The organism is Psychrobacter sp. Ps1, assembly GCF_022129425.1.
In the GTDB taxonomy this organism is placed as follows: Bacteria; Pseudomonadota; Gammaproteobacteria; order Pseudomonadales; family Moraxellaceae; genus Psychrobacter.
Genome location: NZ_JADQAN010000004.1, coordinates 95894 through 113320, shown reverse-complemented (window position 1 = coordinate 113320; position 17427 = coordinate 95894). Strand labels below are relative to the sequence as shown.

Here is a 17427-nt window from a genome sequence, read left to right as displayed (position 1 = left end):
GGGATATGATTGATATCATAATATATAGATGGAACTATTTTTTCGTGATTACAGACGTAGTTGTTCTATTCGATGCGAATAACGGTCTGATGATAAAATATCACTCTTAAGCGATGTAGTTATATCCTATAGATGGTTTAAGTTGCTCACACTGTCTTGATAGTAAGCATTATCAAGATTAATAGGAGGGACTTTATTATGGATCCACAGCTCAAGTTATGGGGTACCATTCTCGGCTATATGCTGCTCGCACTGACGATTAGTGCCTGTACTTCTTTATGGATTCGCTATCATTTAAAGCGAAATGACCTACATCCTCGGCGCGCAATTAAAAAAAGATATTTAATTTTAAAAAGACGTAGAAAAAGGCTTGACAGGAAGCGCCGACGCTATTAAAATACGCACCACTTCAGCATAAATGGTGAAAGCAGTTGAAGTGTTGTTACTAGTCCCCATCGTCTAGAGGCCTAGGACACCGCCCTTTCACGGCGGTAACGGGGGTTCGAATCCCCCTGGGGACGCCACTATTTGGCGTCACTTGTTAGCACTATTGCTTAGCATTAGATTAGACTAACAAGCGTACCACCAAAAACCCAGTTCATAATTTATTATGAACTGGGTTTTTTTATGTCTCTCATTAAAAGCCAACTTATTCTTCTAAATAAAAAAGCCAGCATTAATTGAATGCTGGCTTTTTCTTTTGGTTGTCTTATTAATTGTAAATATAGCTTGGCTCAATGGGTACTTTATTCATATCTATCGATTACAGCAGTAACCATAGCAACGTAGCCACTATCATCAATCCCAATATCGTCTGGATCAAAAAGAACGCCTGATGCTGCCCTACAACTTTACTTAGAGTCACCCCTAGCGTGCTGTATTTGACAGGAGGTGTATCGACGTTACCTGTTCTCGTTTGCTCTTCATAGTAGCCTTGCAACACGTCTAAGAACTTCTGCCACTCCTTAGAATCCCACTCATACGGCTTAAATGGCATTAACTTTTTAAGCTCAGGCTCTTTAGTCATCCAACGCTCAAGGGTAATTGAACGTAACGACCAACCGGCAAAACGACGTTTGGTAATTTCAGAAAAGTCTAAAATCTTTAATTCTTTATGTCGATCATCTACCAACAAACGATTTTTTAGATTGGTTAGTGCCTGCTCTGAGCCTTCGACACACTGTAAAAAGTAGCCATTGCCATAGCAAAGAATACCTGTGATATTATCTATTTGATTGCGTTCAACCGCGGTCTCTGAGATATCATTAAGCGTGCTAGGACTTGAAAGACCAGTAGAGGTAATCCGGCTTATATATACAAGCTGGCAGAGATCTGGCGTTACTGGATTTGTTGAATCGTTGATTGTTGACAATCAGCTTCTCCCTATTATCAGGTAAATGTCGCTAAAACAATCATACTAACTTCAGAAAAAATATAGAGACAACATAACTAAGCGTAATGAATCGGTCTGATATATTATTTATTTTATAAGTTTTTATATTAATTGTATTAAGTTAGTTACATCATAGGTTAGTTTGGTCATTAAAGCAACCTATTACTGGACATAGGCCCGCTCAGACACAAAAAACATATGTAATAACCATATTATATTTCAAAGTAGATTATATATATTCTTGGTATAGGCTTTAGTAATAGTTAATTTTTAAGAATAGTACAGAAAAGTCTAACGAGGATATAGTGGCTACTGAAGCCATAATACTTATCATGGCTACTATTAAGTATAAAAGGAGTAAAACTGATGCTCGTTAGCGGAAGCAGAGTTGAAACTAAGACTGAAGCGCCATAATCGCTGTTAACAGTACCGCATCATCAGGATAGGTCAGTTTTATATTCTGGCGGCTGCCAGAGACTAAACGTATTGGTAAACCTAATTGTTCAAAAGCACTGGCCTCATCTGTAATGCTTAGCTGATGTTCAAACACATGATTTAGGACTTTTTTTAATTGACCTAAGCGAAATACTTGCGGGGTTTGTGCTTGCCACATATTGCTACGATCAATGGTAGATTTGATATAAGAGTGTGCACGACTCTCTTCTGCGGAGGTAGCTAGCTGATAGGAAGCTTTTAACGTATCGGCCACTGGTGTCGCTAGAATAGCGCCGTAAGGCTCCAGCATCGCTGCTTCAATCACTTGATCGATATCTACATTCGGTACAGCGGGACGTGCTGCATCGTGAATAAGCACCAAATCCGAATCATCAGCACCTGTCTGACTAATTGCTTCAACGCCTGCTTGTACTGACTGCCAACGCTCTGCTCCGCCGACTGCATAGCTTATAGGAAGGGTAAACTCTAATTGTTGAGCCGTGCTGTCATCGGCTGATATGACCAATAGACACTTATCAATGTAATCGCTATAAGCAAGTCGTGCCACGCTATGCTGCAATAGCGTCTGACCTTCTAGCATTGTATATTGCTTGGCAATAGACGCACCAAAACGGCTACCGCGACCAGCTGCGACGATCATGGCATGTATATTAGGGGTTGTATTCATAGTAGTGTACTCATGGTTTGAGCCCATGACAGTATATGTAAAGAGGAATAAAGCAGGTGTTAAGTGTGATGAATGGTGTCAGATAACAACATTATGATGCTGCATCATGAAAATTAATTCATGTCGTAAAAGTTAGTGTATTCGTGAAAGCTAGTGTATTCGTGAAAGCTAGTGTATTTATAAAGCTAATAGTTGCTGTGCGTGGTTGGTGCGGTGGATACTTGAACAAAAGTCTCATTAGGTTTGATTAAACCTAAATCTAAACGAGCATGCTCTTCTACGGCCTCAAGTCCTGTTTTTAAATCTTGAACATCGGTGCGTAGTAAGTTGTTTGCTGCAACTTGATTGTCATTCAAACGTTGTTGCTCTTCAATTTGAGCTGTTAACTTATTGTGTTCAAAACGGCCATTTTCACCCAACCAATACTGATATTGCAATCCTAAAAGCACTGCAACGGCTAAAGCAAGTAGTATAAATTGGCTAAAATATTTCATAAGGTGATAACGCCAAACGGTATAAAAGAAGATAGTAAAGTTTAAGCTGATTAGGCGATATACAAATGATTATATATCGCCTAAATATTAACTCCAGCTGATGAGTCTAAGCTTTTTAGCGTATATTACTTAACGCATATTACGCGCCAAACAGCCAGTCAGACTCTTAGCCACGTAAACCGATAAACTCTTCACGGCCACGATAGCTTGCACGTACTTGCTGCTCGATACGTAGCAATTGGTTGTACTTCGCTACGCGGTCTGAACGGCATAGTGAGCCAGTCTTGATCTGGCCAGCAGCAGTACCAACTGCCAAGTCTGCAATGGTGCTGTCTTCCGTTTCACCTGAACGATGTGAAATGATAGTTGCATAGCCATTTTTCTTAGCCATATAAATCGCATCTAGCGTTTCTGACAAGGTGCCAATTTGATTAAATTTAATCAAAATAGCATTGGCAATATGCTTATCAATACCTTCTTGCAAGATCGCAGGATTGGTTACAAATAAATCATCACCAACCAATTGAACTTTATCGCCAATCTGCTCGGTCAGATATTTCCAGCCATCCCAATCCGACTCATCAAGACCATCTTCGATAGAGATAATAGGATACTGACGTGCCAGCCCAACTAGGTAGTCTGAGAACCCTTGGCTATCAAAGGCTTTATTACCTTCGCCTGCCAAAACGTATTGACCGTTTTTGTAAAACTCACTAGCCGCACAATCTAGCGCAAGATGGATATCTTCACCAGCTTTGTAGCCAACTTGCTCAATCGCCTGCATGATAACCGTGATAGCTTCTTCGTTGCTACGTAGGTTAGGTGCAAAACCACCTTCATCACCAACGGCAGTATTTAAGCCTTGCGATTTTAATACAGACTTTAAGCTATGGAAAATCTCTGTACCAGCACGTAGCGCTTCTGAGAAGCTTGTGAAGCCTACAGGCTCAATCATAAACTCTTGAATATCAACCGTGTTGTCCGCGTGCTCGCCACCGTTCAAGATGTTCATCATCGGCACAGGCATGGTCAACGATGTTTGATTGCGTAGATTGGCAATGTATTGATGTAATGGCAGATTCTGTGACTTGGCTGCTGCTTTAGCTGTAGCAAGTGACACAGCTAGCATGGCATTGGCACCCAAGCTTTCTTTGTTTTCTGTACCATCTAGCGCAATCATGGCATCATCAATGGCCTGTTGCTCAGTCACATCTTTGTCAATCAAGGCACTGCGGATTTGACTGTTGACATTAGAAACGGCTTTTTTGACGCCTTTACCCATAAAGCGGGTCTTGTCGCCATCACGTAGCTCAAGCGCTTCACGTGAGCCTGTTGATGCGCCACTTGGAGCAGCAGCACGGCCGACAGTACCGTCAGCTAAAATAACATCAGCTTCGATAGTTGGGTTACCGCGCGAGTCTAAAATTTCACGAGCGCGAATGTCTTTAATTGCGGTGACGTTGTTGGTTTCTTCAGCGTACATAATGTCTGTTAATTCCTTTGGTCATGCCAAGTTTGTGAGATAAATAACGGCAGCTAGCATACAAAAAAGATAAAGCAAAATATCATATAGCGCGTAATCCTAAAAACCCTTCATACCTTTCCATCTTGTGGCTATAGTTACCCAGCAATTAGAGGTGTATCAAGCAGATTAATAGTCGGCTATAGTGCTTGGCATCATAGCATATATTTTACCAAACTTCCCTTATCTTACACCGACTTGCCGTCATAAAAACAATCTTAGAGATACATATATGCGATGGCTATCTGTTTTATATTTATAGAAGCTTAAAGCAAATATGATAGCTATCCTTTTGCTAAATGCTCTTTATCCGTATGAGAGGTAGATACCGTATTATCTAACTCAACCTCTGTCTTAAACCGTGTCAATCGTAGTGCATTCATGAGTACTGAGATGGAGCTAAGAGCCATAGCAGCGGCAGCAATCATCGGATTCAAAAACCCAAATGCAGCAAGCGGAATACCAAGACAGTTATAAATAAAGGCAAAAAACAGATTTTGCTTGATATTGCGTAGCGTTGCTTGAGCGATTTTTTGTGCCGCATCGATATGCATGAGCGACTCACCCATTAGACGTGCAGAGGCACTATGCTGAGCGACATCAGTCCCCTCAAACATCGCAAAACTGGCATCGGCAGTAGCCATCGCTGGCGCATCGTTGACGCCGTCTCCTGCCATCGCCACCTTATGACCAGCAGTTTGCAATAGTGCAATTTGACTGGCCTTGTCACGCGGGCTCATCTTGCCATAAGCCTTATCAATACCCAACTGCCCTGCTACATGATCGACAACGGACTGCTTATCACCACTCATCAAGATCACATTGATACCCGCATCTTGTAGTGCAGCGATTGCTTGCGGCGTATCTGCCTTTAAATCATCAGCTAAGGCAAATGCACCTAGTGGCTCATCATTAATACTAATCGCAACGGTACTGGCAATTTGCCATACTTTTGGCATAAATCTTGGCAACGTCAAGTTCGCAAACTCTGCCGTACCCACTTTTATCAGCCCAAGTCCTTCGATATTTGCTTGTATACCAGCGCCTTTTATCACACTGATGTCAGTCACATTAAATAGAGACAGTTGACGGTCTTTAGCTGTATTGACCAACGCTGTCGCTAATGGATGACTGGCATGCGCCTCGACACTGGCAGCGATCTGCAACACATCATCAACAGCAAGCGATTTATCCACCATGACATGATCGACGATAGTCGGTCTACCGATGGTCAATGTACCCGTTTTATCAAGTACCACTGTGTCAATATCGCCTGCAGCCTCTAAACTTTGTGCATCCTTGAACCAAACACCATGACGCGCAGCAACGCCCATACCAGCCATGATCGCCGCTGGCGTGGCCAAACCAAGCGCACAAGGACAAGCAATAACCAACACCGATACTGCGTGCATTAGTGCAGTATCAACCATACCTGTCAGCCACCATGTGACTCCAAAGGTAACCAACGCAATCGTTACCACTACAGGGACAAAAATAGCCGTTACTCGATCCGCGAGACGCGCTAGATTGGCTTTTGAACCTTGTGCATCACTCAATGCTTGTACCATATCGCCGAGTTTCGTATCACTGCCCTTCGCACTGACACGATACAGTAGACTGCCATTCTCTACTAAGGCACCTGCCAGCAATCCATCGCCTTGCTCTTTTTTGAGAGCTACCGACTCGCCAGTTAAATGACTCTCCACGCACCAGCCGCTGCCTTCTATGACGGTACCATCTGTAGCGACGCGGCTGCCTTGCTTCGCACGTAGGACGTCACCTACTTGTACATCAGATAACGCAATATTATGAAATTCACCATTTGGCTGCTGCTGCTCTACTTCATCAGGTGTCAATGACAATAGTAAATCAATACTGTTTAGGCTGTGCTTCTTGGTACGTTCCTCAAGATATTTACCCGTACGTACAAAGGCAATGACCATCACCCCTGCTTCAAAATATACGGCTGGGCTGTTACTAGCACCGTGTCCACCCAAATGCCCACTTTGCAACAAGCTGTTCAAAGTACCATCGCCGTGCGTGAGCCATAGATAAGTCGAATACGCCCATATCGTTACTGTACCGATGACCACCAACACATCCATATTGGCAAGGCCGCCCTTTATAGATGCCCATGCGCTCTTATAAAATGGTAACGCTAAACCAAACTGTACTACAGTCGCTAAAATAAATTGAACCCAGACTGGCGGCATCCACGCCATGCCAAAACCCGTCAACATACCTGCCATACCCACTAAAAATGGCACCAAACAAACCCATAATCCGATTAAACGCCATGGGTATTGAGTGGCGGTATCTTCGTCAGTCTGAGCAAATAAGCTATCGGCTGCCTGCACATTAGCCACAAAGCCTGTTTTATTCACCCACTCCGTCACCTGTTCGGGCGTCGTCTGGGTTGGGTCATAATCAACATTGGCGGTCTCGCCAGCAAAACTCACACTTACCTCGTACACCGAAGGCTTTTTATTAAGCACCTTCTCGATTCTTGAGGCGCAGGCCTGACAAGTCATGCCATCAATCGCCAATTGCAAATGCGCGCGTTGCGGTGTCAGTGACGTGTTGGACTCAACATCAGTTTCGACATCATAAGACTCATTTTTGGTAGTACGGGTGGTATCGTTCATAAATAAAACTCGTCATGGTGCCTATAAATTAGTAGGAACCACGATAAAATATCAGTGGGTGGGCAAAAATTCAAATAAAGCAATTGGTCAATATCGTATTCAGTATGAGTATTTCAGACAAAGTAGCAATGTAGCAAAATATTGAGGCTGAATACTCATAATCGTTAATCATTAAAAAACCAGCTATCATGCTTGTAATAACATGTTAGCTGGTTCTGTAAATAAGTGATGAGATTTATGAGTTAGCAACTGTCGCCTCAAATCCCGCATCGTCAATAACTGAAGCAATAGCCTCTGCACTGGTTTTGCTATCATCAAAGGTTATCGTCGCTAGGTTGTCAGCGAGGTCAACGGTAATAGTCTCTAATCCATCAATATCAGCTGTTGCTGTATGTACGCTTGCTACGCATCCGCCACAAGTCATGCCATCAATTTTAATAATACGTGTTTGATCTGCCATATTGGGCTCCTTATTTTTATTAGTAATGAGCAACTCTAATAGTGATTCTGTTAATACTTACTTTGACACCTTTTAAGTTATCAAAGTAAGAGCAACTATCAAAGCTACATTAAATAAGCATAAGCCCTATTATCCTCGACAACAAGACTGTTTGGTTGTTGCTTTATTAACGAGATGCTATTAACGAGACAGTAACTTATTAATAAAAACGTAAAATAGCTCATCGACAAGTTTATAACAATAGTTATTTGTGATTATGAATCGTTATGGTGCGGGTTCTGTGGTGAATCAATCGGAAATGGCTGAGTCACATAGTCCACCATGCTAATCGCTGCTGTTAAGGCATGGATACTAGTATCTGTATCCTCATAGCTTACCGTTGCAACATTATGCTTAGGATCCAAATTAATAGCCGTCACGCCTGAGATGTTTTTAAGAGCGGTCATCACACTATCTAAGCCTTCTGCATCATCGATATTTTCGATGCTTACTTGCGCCATTTGAATTGCCATTGTATAGCCCTCTTATTACGTACCGTATCAATGAGTATCCAATACTTCAAAACCTTTGACCAAATCATCAATTTGCTTAAGCTGACGTAAGAAAGGCTCTAGTTGGCTCATACGCAGCGCACATGGACCATCACATTTTGCAGTTTCTGGGTTTGGATGCGCTTCTAAAAATAACCCTGCCAATCCTGTAGCCATACCTGCACGGGCAAGCGTTGTAATCTGCTCACGACGTCCACCAGCGCTATCACTACGTGCACCTGGCTGCTGTAAGCTATGCGTCACGTCAAAGAATACCGGTATATCCATCTGCTTCATAGTATCAAAACCAAGCATATCCACGACCAAATTATTATAGCCAAAAGCACTACCACGCTCACAAAGTATCAATTTATCATTACCACCCTCTAGGCACTTATTAACGATATGACGCATCTCGTGAGGGGCCAAAAACTGCGCCTTTTTGATATTAATAATGGCATCTGTTTTTGCCATCGCATGCACTAAATCTGTCTGACGCGACAAAAATGCAGGTAACTGAATAATATCAGCCACTTCAGCAACTGGTGCTGCTTGATGTGGCTCATGCACATCAGTGATAATCGGTACTTGGAACTTTTCTTTGATCTGACCTAACCAATCGATACCTTGCTCTAAACCAGGCCCACGATACGAATGCAGACTTGAACGATTGGCTTTATCAAAGCTCGCTTTAAAAACATAGCCGATACCCAAGCGCTTGCAAATATCAACATACTGCTCAGCAATCTCAAATGCCAATTCTTTAGACTCTAAAACATTCATACCACCGAACAATACAAAAGGCTGGTCGTTACCAATGTTGATCGTATCGTTGTTAGGAGTGTTGATCGTGATATGTGATTGTGCGGTCAATAATTTGTCCATGAAGCCATTACCTCTTATTTTGTTATTAATATGTCTGTCCTATATTGTAACCGATAGGCTGATTAAAAAAAGTATGCAAGCGTAATTAGACGTCATTAGTAAAGATGATTGCTGATTAATAACAACAAACAGCCTGAATTAAACAAAAAAAAAGACCAATCCGAAGATCAGTCTTTTTTATAATAAACGCTTTCAATATAGATTACATTTTGAGAGCTATTTTGCTTCGTTGTGGTTCTTAGCCGCTTTTACAAAGCTATTAAACAATGGGTGACCACCACGTGGTGAGCTAGTAAATTCAGGATGGAACTGCACAGCGACAAACCATGGATGCTCAGAAATCTCAACTGACTCTACCAAATGCTGCTTGGCAGAATAACCAGAGATGGTCATACCTGCTTGCTCTAACGGCTCGATATAACGATTATTCATCTCATAGCGATGGCGATGACGCTCAGTGATATTGCTCGCACCGTAAATTTGGCTTAGCTTACTACCAGAAACTAACTCTGCTTGCTGTGCGCCTAGGCGCATCGTGCCACCAAGGTCTGAATCATCACTACGAATCTGCAGCTCGCCGCGCTCATCTAACCATTCAGTGATCAGACCAATGATAGGCTCAGCTGTCTTACGATCAAACTCAGAAGAGTTAGCGTTAATGTTAAGTACGTTACGCGCATACTCAATCACAGCCAACTGCATACCAAGGCAAATGCCTAGATACGGAACGTTGTTTTCACGAGCATAAGTGATGGCTTTTATCTTGCCCATCGTACCGCGCTCACCGAAACCGCCTGGTACTAATATAGCATCAGCATCGTTTAGCTGCGTAAGCAAAGTATCATCATCTTCTAGACGTTCAGCATCGATGTAGTCAATCTTCACATCTACTTTATGCGTGATACCTGCGTGTAGCAATGCTTCGTTAATAGACTTATAAGCATCTGGAAGCTCGACATATTTGCCGACCATCGCAACAGTCACTGTTCCTTCTGGATTCAACTGAGCTTCAACAACTTTATCCCAATCGCTCAAATCAGCTTCAGGCACATCAAGACCGAAACGCTCACAGATTAAATCATCAAGATCTTGCTCGTGTAATGTGCGCGGGATTTGATAAATACTTTGTGCATCTTCACACATGATTACCGCACGCTCTTCAACGTTGGTAAATAGCGCAATCTTACGACGGTTGTCTTGAGAGATGTGATGATCAGAGCGACAGATTAAGATATCAGGCTGTAGGCCAATAGAGCGTAGCTCTTTTACTGAATGCTGCGTTGGCTTGGTTTTGGTCTCACCAGCACTAGCAATATACGGTACTAAAGTAAGATGCATTAGCATGGCTCTATTACGGCCAAGCTCTACTTGCATCTGACGTACGGCTTCCATAAACGGAAGTGATTCGATATCACCAACGGTACCGCCAATTTCGATAATAGCAATATCATAGCCCTCGCCGCTAGCAAGAATCTTGCTTTTGATCTCATCCGTAATATGCGGAATAACCTGTACCGTACCGCCAAGGTATTCACCGCGACGTTCTTTATTTAAAACATTTTGATAAATACGGCCACTGGTAAAATTATTACTCTTACTCATTTTTGAGTGACGCAAGAAGCGCTCGTAATAACCCAGATCTAAATCGGTCTCTGCGCCATCTTCAGTGACGAATACTTCACCATGCTGAAACGGGCTCATCGTACCTGGATCAACGTTAATATACGGATCCATTTTGGTCATCGTGACAGTCACGCCACGTGCTTCTAAGACCGCTGCAAGAGAAGCTGCGGTGATACCTTTTCCTAGTGAGGACACTACCCCACCGGTCACGAATATAAACTTGGTCATAGTACTCTGTCGGTAATTGGTAAAGAAGGATTTTACTAAAAATACGCCATAAAATATAGGGCAAAAATGCAAACTGTCTGAAACTCTTATGTTTTCGCGCTGGAAGCAAACATTTTTCTGTTATTAAAATCCTACACAACAAAAAACTCACCCCGAAGGATGAGTCTTTGGTAAATAACTTATAAGACTATCTGATTTAGAATTTATATTCTAAACCGCCACCGGCTGCGAACAAATCATAGTCTTCACCAACAGCATTTTCAGCTGAGTTTTGACCGACATAAGCGTGAGCGATCATGTTGCTTTTGAATTGATACTCACCACCAACAACGATCTGATCTGAATCAAAGTTGTCAAAGCCTAATACGTCAGAAGTATTGTTGTACTGAACATAAACAGCGGCTGGCTTAGCGAAGTTATTCAAGCCCATTTTCGCACTAACAACAAAGCCTTTTTCTTTCTCGTCACCTAGACCAGAAGTAGAATCGAAATCAGCAACTTGATATAGAGCGCCAAGTACTACAGGAGCTGCCATGTACTTGCCTAGATCAACAGTAGCCGTACCACGAATAAGATCACCATCTAGGTTAACATCGTTGTCATAAGCGGCACCAAACGTAATACCAGTACCAGCATCATACATTGCTGCTGCTGCAAAACCTGCATCGCTGCTAGTAGAGTCATTTAACGATTCGTCAGCTTTATACATAAGTGCAACATCTAATGGTAGATTATTGTACTTAGGTGCTTGCCAAACAAGAGAGTTATTACGGCGACCACTATCAGTCATGTTGATGCCGCTTTCTTCTGAATCAAGCTGATTCGAACCTAAATTATCCCAAAAACCACTGCCAGAAGTGATCACGTTATTTACGTAATCAAGTACTGAGGTGTTACGACCAAAACGGAACTCACCGTAGCTATCATTCTTGAACCCTAGATAAGTATCACGGCTCTTGAATGCGATATTGTTATCATCACCTGCGTTACCATCAACATTGATACCTACTTCATACTGATAGATCACGTCAGTATTGGCAGTAATTGCTTCCGAACCTTTAAAGCCAAGACGTGACGAGTATGAGTTGATCTGTACCGCATCTTCATCGGTGTTGCTTAACTCGTTGTCTAGATTAACATAATCCACACCGACGAATGCTTTACCATAAACAGTAGGTGCTGCATTGGCTGCTGATACAGATAGGGCTGCGATTGCTGTAGCTAAAAGTAGTTTTTTCATGGGGTATCTCCACTTTACAATTGTAGTAATGAGCAAGCTATTATTAGCTGGCGCCCATAATGGTATCGTCACAAATCCTCAAAGATATAATGTGTAACTGGCTACCGAGATTAGTCAGAAACAAGTGTGGCGAAGTTCTATTACAGTAAGATGAAAAAAACCATGATTTACATAACTGGGATTAAAAAAGTAACTGCCATGTAATCTTTAGTTTTCATCCTTCCATTGCGTAACATCCGTTACCAAACTCATACTTCGAGTACAAGCATAACAACTTTGACATAATTTGCAACATATTTTTTTGCCTTTTCGATACATCTATTATCAAATAATAGACCCTTCATTTTATTTGAACGATTGTGAAAAAACTTCCGCTTACTCAATTAGATACGAATAATATTGGTTAATATGATTACTAATATTCTTAAATTTTTATAATAAACATCGAATAATAGTCCAAAATAAAGCGCTATTTACTAAAAATAAATAGCGCTAATTAAGAAGTTAATAATCTATTTGAGCAAATTTATCAGTTACAAACGAGCAAGACTGACTGGCATACTTGCTCATCAAGTATGCTCAAATGCCTGTCATATTTAGTCTATTGTTCTAAGCGTTTGCTTTAAGATCCAAACGTGCTTGATGCAACAATGGCTCAGTATAACCACTAGGCTGCTCACGTCCTTTAAAGACTAAATCACAGGCGGCTTTGAATGCATAAGAGCTATCGAAGTTATCTGCCATTGATTGATAGTCATCATCGCCTGCATTTTGCTCATCGACGACCTTGGCCATGCGTTTCATCGTATCCATCACTTGCTGCTCACTAACCACGCCATGATGCAACCAGTTAGCAATATGTTGGCTTGAGATACGCAAAGTAGCACGATCTTCCATGAGACCGACATCATTGATATCAGGCACCTTGGAGCAACCAACGCCTTGATTTACCCAGCGTACGACATAACCCAAGATACCTTGAGCATTGTTTTCAAGCTCTTGCTGCTTTTCTTCGTCAGTCCAGTCGGTATTTTTTGCTAATGGGATGGTCAAGATGTCGTCCAAGCTAGCACGCTCGCGTGATTTTAGCGTGTCTTGTACATCAGCTACGCTCACTTGATGATAGTGTATGCTATGCAAGGTAGCGCCCGTTGGTGATGGTACCCACGCAGTGCTAGCACCAGACTTAGGATGAGCAGCCTTAGTATCCATCATCTCTTTCATTTCATCAGGCTTGGCCCACATACCCTTACCGATTTGCGCGCGACCTTGTAGGCCTGTCTCTAGACCGATATCGACGTTCCACTGCTCGTAAGCAGGCTGCCATGCTTGCGATTTCATCTCGCCTTTTGGTACAAATGGACCTGCATTCATGCTGGTATGCATCTCATCACCAGTACGATCTAAGAAACCTGTGTTAATAAAGATAACGCGCTCTTTAGCTTGGCGGATTGCTTCTTTTAAGTTCACCGTCATACGGCGCTCTTCGTCCATGATGCCGATTTTAAGCGTATTGCGCTCTAGACCTAATAGATCCTCTGATGCATTAAATAAGTCATTGGCCATTTTAACTTCTTCAGGGCCATGCATTTTTGGCTTCACGATATACATTGAGCCTTGACGCGAGTTTGATAGCTCGTTTTTGCCTTTAATATCATTAAGTGATAATAGTGGCGTGATTAAGCCATCCATTAAGCCTTCAAATATCTGCTCTTGACCATCGCCTAGATCGACTAAGATGGCAGGGTTCTGCATTAAGTGACCGACGTTACGAATTAATAATAGCGAACGACCTGGCAAGATCAGCTTGCCACCATCTGGTGTGTTATATTCACGATCTGGGTTTTGCTTACGCGTACGCGTTTTGCCACCCTTCTCAAAGGTTTCTTGTAGGTCGCTATTCATCAAGCCAAGCCAGTTATGATAGACTTCGACTTTTTCTTCTGCATCTACAGCAGCGACTGAATCTTCACAATCCTGAATGGCTGTCATGGCCGATTCAAGCAGTACATCCTTGATATTTGCTGGATCGTCTTTACCCACTGGATGATTACTGTCGATTTGAATCTCAGCATGCAAGCCGTTGTTCTTTAACAGTACACCTGTAGGAGCTTCAGCGTCGCCGACAAAGCCGACAAATTTAGCCGTATCTTTTAGCGCGGTACTGTTATCACCTTGTACGACCTCTAGCTTGCCATCGACTACTTTAAAACCAGTCACATCATTATAAGAGCCTGATGCTAGTGTGAAGTGCTCATCTAAAAATGCTTTGGCGTAAGCGACAACAGCGGCGCCGCGAGTAGGATTATAGCTACCACCCGCTTCTTGGCCATTGTCACTACTGATAACATCGGTGCCATACAACGCATCGTATAAACTACCCCATCGTGCGTTGGTCGCATTAAGCGCATAACGAGCGTTACGAACTGGTACGACTAGCTGCGGCCCTGCGATGTGTGCGATTTCGTCATCGACGTTTTTGGTATCAACCGTAAACGCTTCGCCTTCAGGTAGCAAATAGCCAATCTCTTGCAGGAATGTCTTGTAAGCTGGATAGTCTATTTCGCCATCTTTTGCAGGATTATCTAGATGCCATTGGTCAATTTGCGCTTGAATCTTGTCACGAGTCGCAAGTAACGCTTTATTGCGCGGGGTAAATTCTTTAATAACCTTTTCGAAACCTGACCAATAATCGTCTGAATCCACACCGACTTTCGGTAGTACTTCGTTTTCAATAAAGTCATATAACTGCTGATCGATGGCAAGACTGCCTTTTTGAATACGATTGGTGTTAGAAGACTGGCTCATATTGTTATCCTTATCTGTTCGTGAGGGGTACTAATACTGAGTTGTGACAGTAACTGTTTAAGAGTTTTTAATCTTGTGAGGTTTAAACGTTCATATCTCATTCGTTGTGGAATCTTTGATTCTCTAATTTTTCTAAGAAGATATATCTACAAATTTGATGTTCTAGTAAAAGGCAATCTATTGATATTAGACTTACTCTTTACTAATAGTGAATCATAAAAATAAGACGAAATGCTTAAAGAGCAAAATCTCATCCTACTATCAAATAATAAAATTAACAAGGAAACACCATTCACTAAGTAAATACTTAGGCTGTTTAATAATGATAATGTATAAGCAGCCTACTCTAGGAGCTATAATCATCATCTGGGAAATAGATGCAGCAACATTAATATAAACAGTAAGTAATCATTAATACCTTGAATTATGCTTAACCGTTATCTATTAATAAATACCTATTAATGACTGTCAGTTATTTAGCATCGTATCTAGGTCAGACTAACGATATAATTACTGGTATCACCATTCATAAATAAAGCTTCCTTAGACTATGACTATGACTATCAATCAACAAGACCTCACGACATTACAATCAACAGCAAATACTATAGATAACGATAATATCGAGAAAAAATCTGTCGAAGAAAATGTCTCTCAAACTGTAAATAGTAGTGCTGAATCAGATCTAATCGAAGAAGAGCTGCCTGAAGAAGATAGTGTCGATATTACGCATCTGCGCACTCCTATAAAGGTAGACTTATCTCCTGTTTACAACTTCTTAGGAGCGCAAACCACGCAAGCTTGGGTAAACGCTGCGATTGAAAATCTACCTATGATCATTCAAGACCATGCCAACTGCGAAAAAAAGGCCGCTGGCACTGCCATGAATTTGATATTTCGTTATGAGTTCTCGTATGACTTGCAACGTAAACTCGCACAGCTAATACGTGAAGAGATGCTGCACTACGAGCAAGTACTGGGTATCATGAATGAGCGCGGTCAGGAATGGAAATACCTAAGTGCTGGGCGCTATGCTAAGGGGATGTTGAAGCACAAACGCACTTACGAGCCAGCAGCGATGGTTGATGTATTGATAATTGGGGCATTTATTGAGGCACGCTCTTGTGAGCGTTTTGCAGCATTGGCCGAAGTCATCGACGATGAGCGTTTAGCGAAGTATTATCGTTATCTACTCAAGTCAGAGAGCCGTCATTTTGAAGATTATCTTGCACTCGCTCAATCATTATCAGATGAGAATATCGATGAGCGAGTTGCTTTCTTTAAGGAAGTAGAGGCTGAATTAATAAGTAGCCCAGATGCTGAGCTACGTTTTCATAGTGGTACACCTGCTTAAAACCCACGCCTTACCTAAATATGTCTACCTATATAATGTAGAAAGTAAAAACATAGTAAGCAAAAAGGCACTGTGTTTGGTAAGAGTATATAACTCGTATCAAACACAGTGCCTTTTTATCTATGTGCAAATGCCTATTTATGTACAAATACTAATAGCTATTGATGTAGTGAGTTCTTACTTTTTATCTTCCATCAATGGACTGTCATACTGTTTGTTGCTCTTGGCGACATTATGCGGATCATGATCTTCCGTAGCTTTTTCTGCTGCGGCTGGATTTGCTTTTTGTAATGCATCATCAGGGACAATACCATTATTGTCATCTGCATCTTCTAAATTATGATCACTATTGACGCTTTCATTATCCGAGTTATTCATTGGTACTCCCTACTATGATAATTACTTATCTAACCCAAGAAACACTATATTTTTTGAGATTTGCCCCTGTTTAATCTTTTTCATCAGGATTTAAGATGCGAGTTTGTGCGTTATCAATGTTGGCATAACGATTTAAATCATTAATACCCTCACTCTTGGATGCTGCACTACCGACAGTATCTTCATTGATATTGTCATCAAACGCGGTACTGCCCTCTTGATCACGGCGATCTGGTTGGCGCGCTGGATTGTCATTATCATTTACGTGTTCTGAGTCGACCACAGATTCATCAAAAGTATCAGTCCCTTTGTTCTCAGTGGTATTTTTCTCAATTGCACTATGATCATTAGATTCTAGTACCTTCACCTTATCTATTGCTGAGTCTTTTGCTTGCATTATCATATCCTCTTTTTATATTTATAATTTTATCGATTTGGTTAGCCCGCTGTTACCTATATTTCTTTACTCATTACCTTTTTGGCTCAAGTCGTAGGCACTTAGTTCCGCTGCATTCTTGCCACCTGCTGGAAGATTTTCTTCTTTACGTGGATCAGCATAAACTTCGTCAGTCTCTTGTGAGTCTTGCTCAGGGCCATCGATTTCAGGCTTGTGCTTGCGTCCTGCATAGCTATCTTTGGGGTTTTCTAACTCATTAGCAGCAGGGTCATCCACGATTACTTTTTCTTCTGTGTCTGTTGCTTCTGGTTCTTGCATAGTCATGGCGCGTCCCTCGCTTTATTATT

At 41.7% G+C, this 17427-nt stretch carries 15 protein-coding genes and 1 tRNA gene; 2 read left to right on the top strand and 14 right to left on the bottom strand.

Annotated elements, in window-relative coordinates; translation table 11 throughout:
- Positions 1 to 448 precede the first annotated feature (448 nt).
- Positions 449 to 524: transfer RNA gene (locus tag I3249_RS02990), tRNA-Glu, on the top strand.
- A 239-nt stretch (positions 525 to 763) separates the two neighbouring features.
- Here the strand turns inward: I3249_RS02990 and I3249_RS02985 are convergent.
- The 11 genes from I3249_RS02985 to I3249_RS02935 form a co-directional block, all read right to left on the bottom strand.
- A complete protein-coding gene (locus I3249_RS02985) occupies positions 764 to 1372 on the bottom strand; it encodes a BLUF domain-containing protein (RefSeq protein ID WP_238068506.1) in 609 nt (202 codons plus the stop codon).
- Between the two features lie 415 nt (positions 1373 to 1787).
- Positions 1788 to 2516: a 2-C-methyl-D-erythritol 4-phosphate cytidylyltransferase gene (ispD, locus tag I3249_RS02980; RefSeq protein ID WP_238068505.1), complete on the bottom strand. Its 729-nt coding sequence runs from the start codon at positions 2514 to 2516 to the stop codon at positions 1788 to 1790.
- 185 nt (positions 2517 to 2701) lie between these two features.
- On the bottom strand, positions 2702 to 3010 hold the full coding sequence (locus tag I3249_RS02975) for a septum formation initiator family protein (RefSeq protein WP_057761172.1): 309 nt from the start codon (positions 3008 to 3010) through the stop codon (positions 2702 to 2704).
- A 166-nt stretch (positions 3011 to 3176) separates the two neighbouring features.
- Positions 3177 to 4493: a phosphopyruvate hydratase gene (eno, locus tag I3249_RS02970; RefSeq protein WP_057761174.1), complete on the bottom strand. Its 1317-nt coding sequence runs from the start codon at positions 4491 to 4493 to the stop codon at positions 3177 to 3179.
- Between the two features lie 323 nt (positions 4494 to 4816).
- Complete coding sequence (locus tag I3249_RS02965) at positions 4817 to 7177, bottom strand: cation-translocating P-type ATPase (RefSeq protein WP_238068504.1); 2361 nt, start codon at positions 7175 to 7177, stop codon at positions 4817 to 4819.
- A gap of 235 nt (positions 7178 to 7412) precedes the next feature.
- On the bottom strand, positions 7413 to 7637 hold the full coding sequence (locus I3249_RS02960) for a cation transporter (protein ID WP_201578727.1): 225 nt from the start codon (positions 7635 to 7637) through the stop codon (positions 7413 to 7415).
- A 254-nt stretch (positions 7638 to 7891) separates the two neighbouring features.
- Positions 7892 to 8149, bottom strand: coding sequence for a heavy-metal-associated domain-containing protein (locus I3249_RS02955; protein ID WP_238068503.1), 258 nt, complete (start codon positions 8147 to 8149; stop codon positions 7892 to 7894).
- 27 nt (positions 8150 to 8176) lie between these two features.
- Positions 8177 to 9052, bottom strand: coding sequence for a 3-deoxy-8-phosphooctulonate synthase (gene kdsA / locus I3249_RS02950; protein WP_238068502.1), 876 nt, complete (start codon positions 9050 to 9052; stop codon positions 8177 to 8179).
- Between the two features lie 216 nt (positions 9053 to 9268).
- Positions 9269 to 10903, bottom strand: a complete 1635-nt coding sequence (locus I3249_RS02945; protein WP_238068501.1) for a CTP synthase — start codon at positions 10901 to 10903, stop codon at positions 9269 to 9271.
- Between the two features lie 196 nt (positions 10904 to 11099).
- On the bottom strand, positions 11100 to 12143 hold the full coding sequence (locus tag I3249_RS02940) for a porin (protein WP_238068500.1): 1044 nt from the start codon (positions 12141 to 12143) through the stop codon (positions 11100 to 11102).
- 609 nt (positions 12144 to 12752) lie between these two features.
- Positions 12753 to 14951 carry a malate synthase G gene (locus I3249_RS02935; protein WP_238068498.1) on the bottom strand — a complete coding sequence of 733 codons (2199 nt, stop codon included), beginning with the start codon at positions 14949 to 14951 and terminating at the stop codon, positions 12753 to 12755.
- 556 nt (positions 14952 to 15507) lie between these two features.
- Between I3249_RS02935 and I3249_RS02930 the strand changes: the two genes are divergently transcribed.
- The gene (locus I3249_RS02930; protein WP_238068496.1) at positions 15508 to 16305 is read left to right on the top strand and encodes a tRNA-(ms[2]io[6]A)-hydroxylase; all 798 of its coding nucleotides are present in this window, start codon (positions 15508 to 15510) and stop codon (positions 16303 to 16305) included.
- A gap of 177 nt (positions 16306 to 16482) precedes the next feature.
- Here the strand turns inward: I3249_RS02930 and I3249_RS02925 are convergent, their stop codons facing one another.
- The 3 genes from I3249_RS02925 to I3249_RS02915 all read right to left on the bottom strand — a co-directional run bounded on the left by I3249_RS02925 (position 16483) and on the right by I3249_RS02915 (position 17404).
- Positions 16483 to 16683, bottom strand: coding sequence for a hypothetical protein (locus I3249_RS02925; protein WP_238068494.1), 201 nt, complete (start codon positions 16681 to 16683; stop codon positions 16483 to 16485).
- Between the two features lie 70 nt (positions 16684 to 16753).
- Positions 16754 to 17080, bottom strand: a complete 327-nt coding sequence (locus I3249_RS02920) for a hypothetical protein (protein WP_238068493.1) — start codon at positions 17078 to 17080, stop codon at positions 16754 to 16756.
- Between the two features lie 66 nt (positions 17081 to 17146).
- Positions 17147 to 17404 carry a hypothetical protein gene (locus I3249_RS02915; RefSeq protein WP_238068492.1) on the bottom strand — a complete coding sequence of 86 codons (258 nt, stop codon included), beginning with the start codon at positions 17402 to 17404 and terminating at the stop codon, positions 17147 to 17149.
- Between the last annotated feature and the right edge of the window lie 23 nt (positions 17405 to 17427).

Bases quoted from the DNA above. Each gene is read 5' to 3' on its own strand.
- I3249_RS02975 (WP_057761172.1), bottom strand. From the start codon at position 3,010: ATGAAATATTTTAGCCAATTTATACTACTTGCTTTAGCCGTTGCAGTG.
- I3249_RS02935 (WP_238068498.1), bottom strand. From the start codon at position 14,951: ATGAGCCAGTCTTCTAACACCAATCGTATTCAAAAAGGCAGTCTTGCC.
- I3249_RS02915 (WP_238068492.1), bottom strand. From the start codon at position 17,404: ATGACTATGCAAGAACCAGAAGCAACAGACACAGAAGAAAAAGTAATC.
- I3249_RS02955 (WP_238068503.1), bottom strand. From the start codon at position 8,149: ATGGCAATTCAAATGGCGCAAGTAAGCATCGAAAATATCGATGATGCA.
- I3249_RS02940 (WP_238068500.1), bottom strand. From the start codon at position 12,143: ATGAAAAAACTACTTTTAGCTACAGCAATCGCAGCCCTATCTGTATCA.
- kdsA (WP_238068502.1), bottom strand. From the start codon at position 9,052: ATGGACAAATTATTGACCGCACAATCACATATCACGATCAACACTCCT.
- I3249_RS02960 (WP_201578727.1), bottom strand. From the start codon at position 7,637: ATGGCAGATCAAACACGTATTATTAAAATTGATGGCATGACTTGTGGC.
- eno (WP_057761174.1), bottom strand. From the start codon at position 4,493: ATGTACGCTGAAGAAACCAACAACGTCACCGCAATTAAAGACATTCGC.
- I3249_RS02945 (WP_238068501.1), bottom strand. From the start codon at position 10,903: ATGACCAAGTTTATATTCGTGACCGGTGGGGTAGTGTCCTCACTAGGA.
- I3249_RS02920 (WP_238068493.1), bottom strand. From the start codon at position 17,080: ATGCAAGCAAAAGACTCAGCAATAGATAAGGTGAAGGTACTAGAATCT.
- I3249_RS02925 (WP_238068494.1), bottom strand. From the start codon at position 16,683: ATGAATAACTCGGATAATGAAAGCGTCAATAGTGATCATAATTTAGAA.
- I3249_RS02965 (WP_238068504.1), bottom strand. From the start codon at position 7,177: ATGAACGATACCACCCGTACTACCAAAAATGAGTCTTATGATGTCGAA.
- ispD (WP_238068505.1), bottom strand. From the start codon at position 2,516: ATGAATACAACCCCTAATATACATGCCATGATCGTCGCAGCTGGTCGC.
- I3249_RS02930 (WP_238068496.1), top strand. From the start codon at position 15,508: ATGACTATCAATCAACAAGACCTCACGACATTACAATCAACAGCAAAT.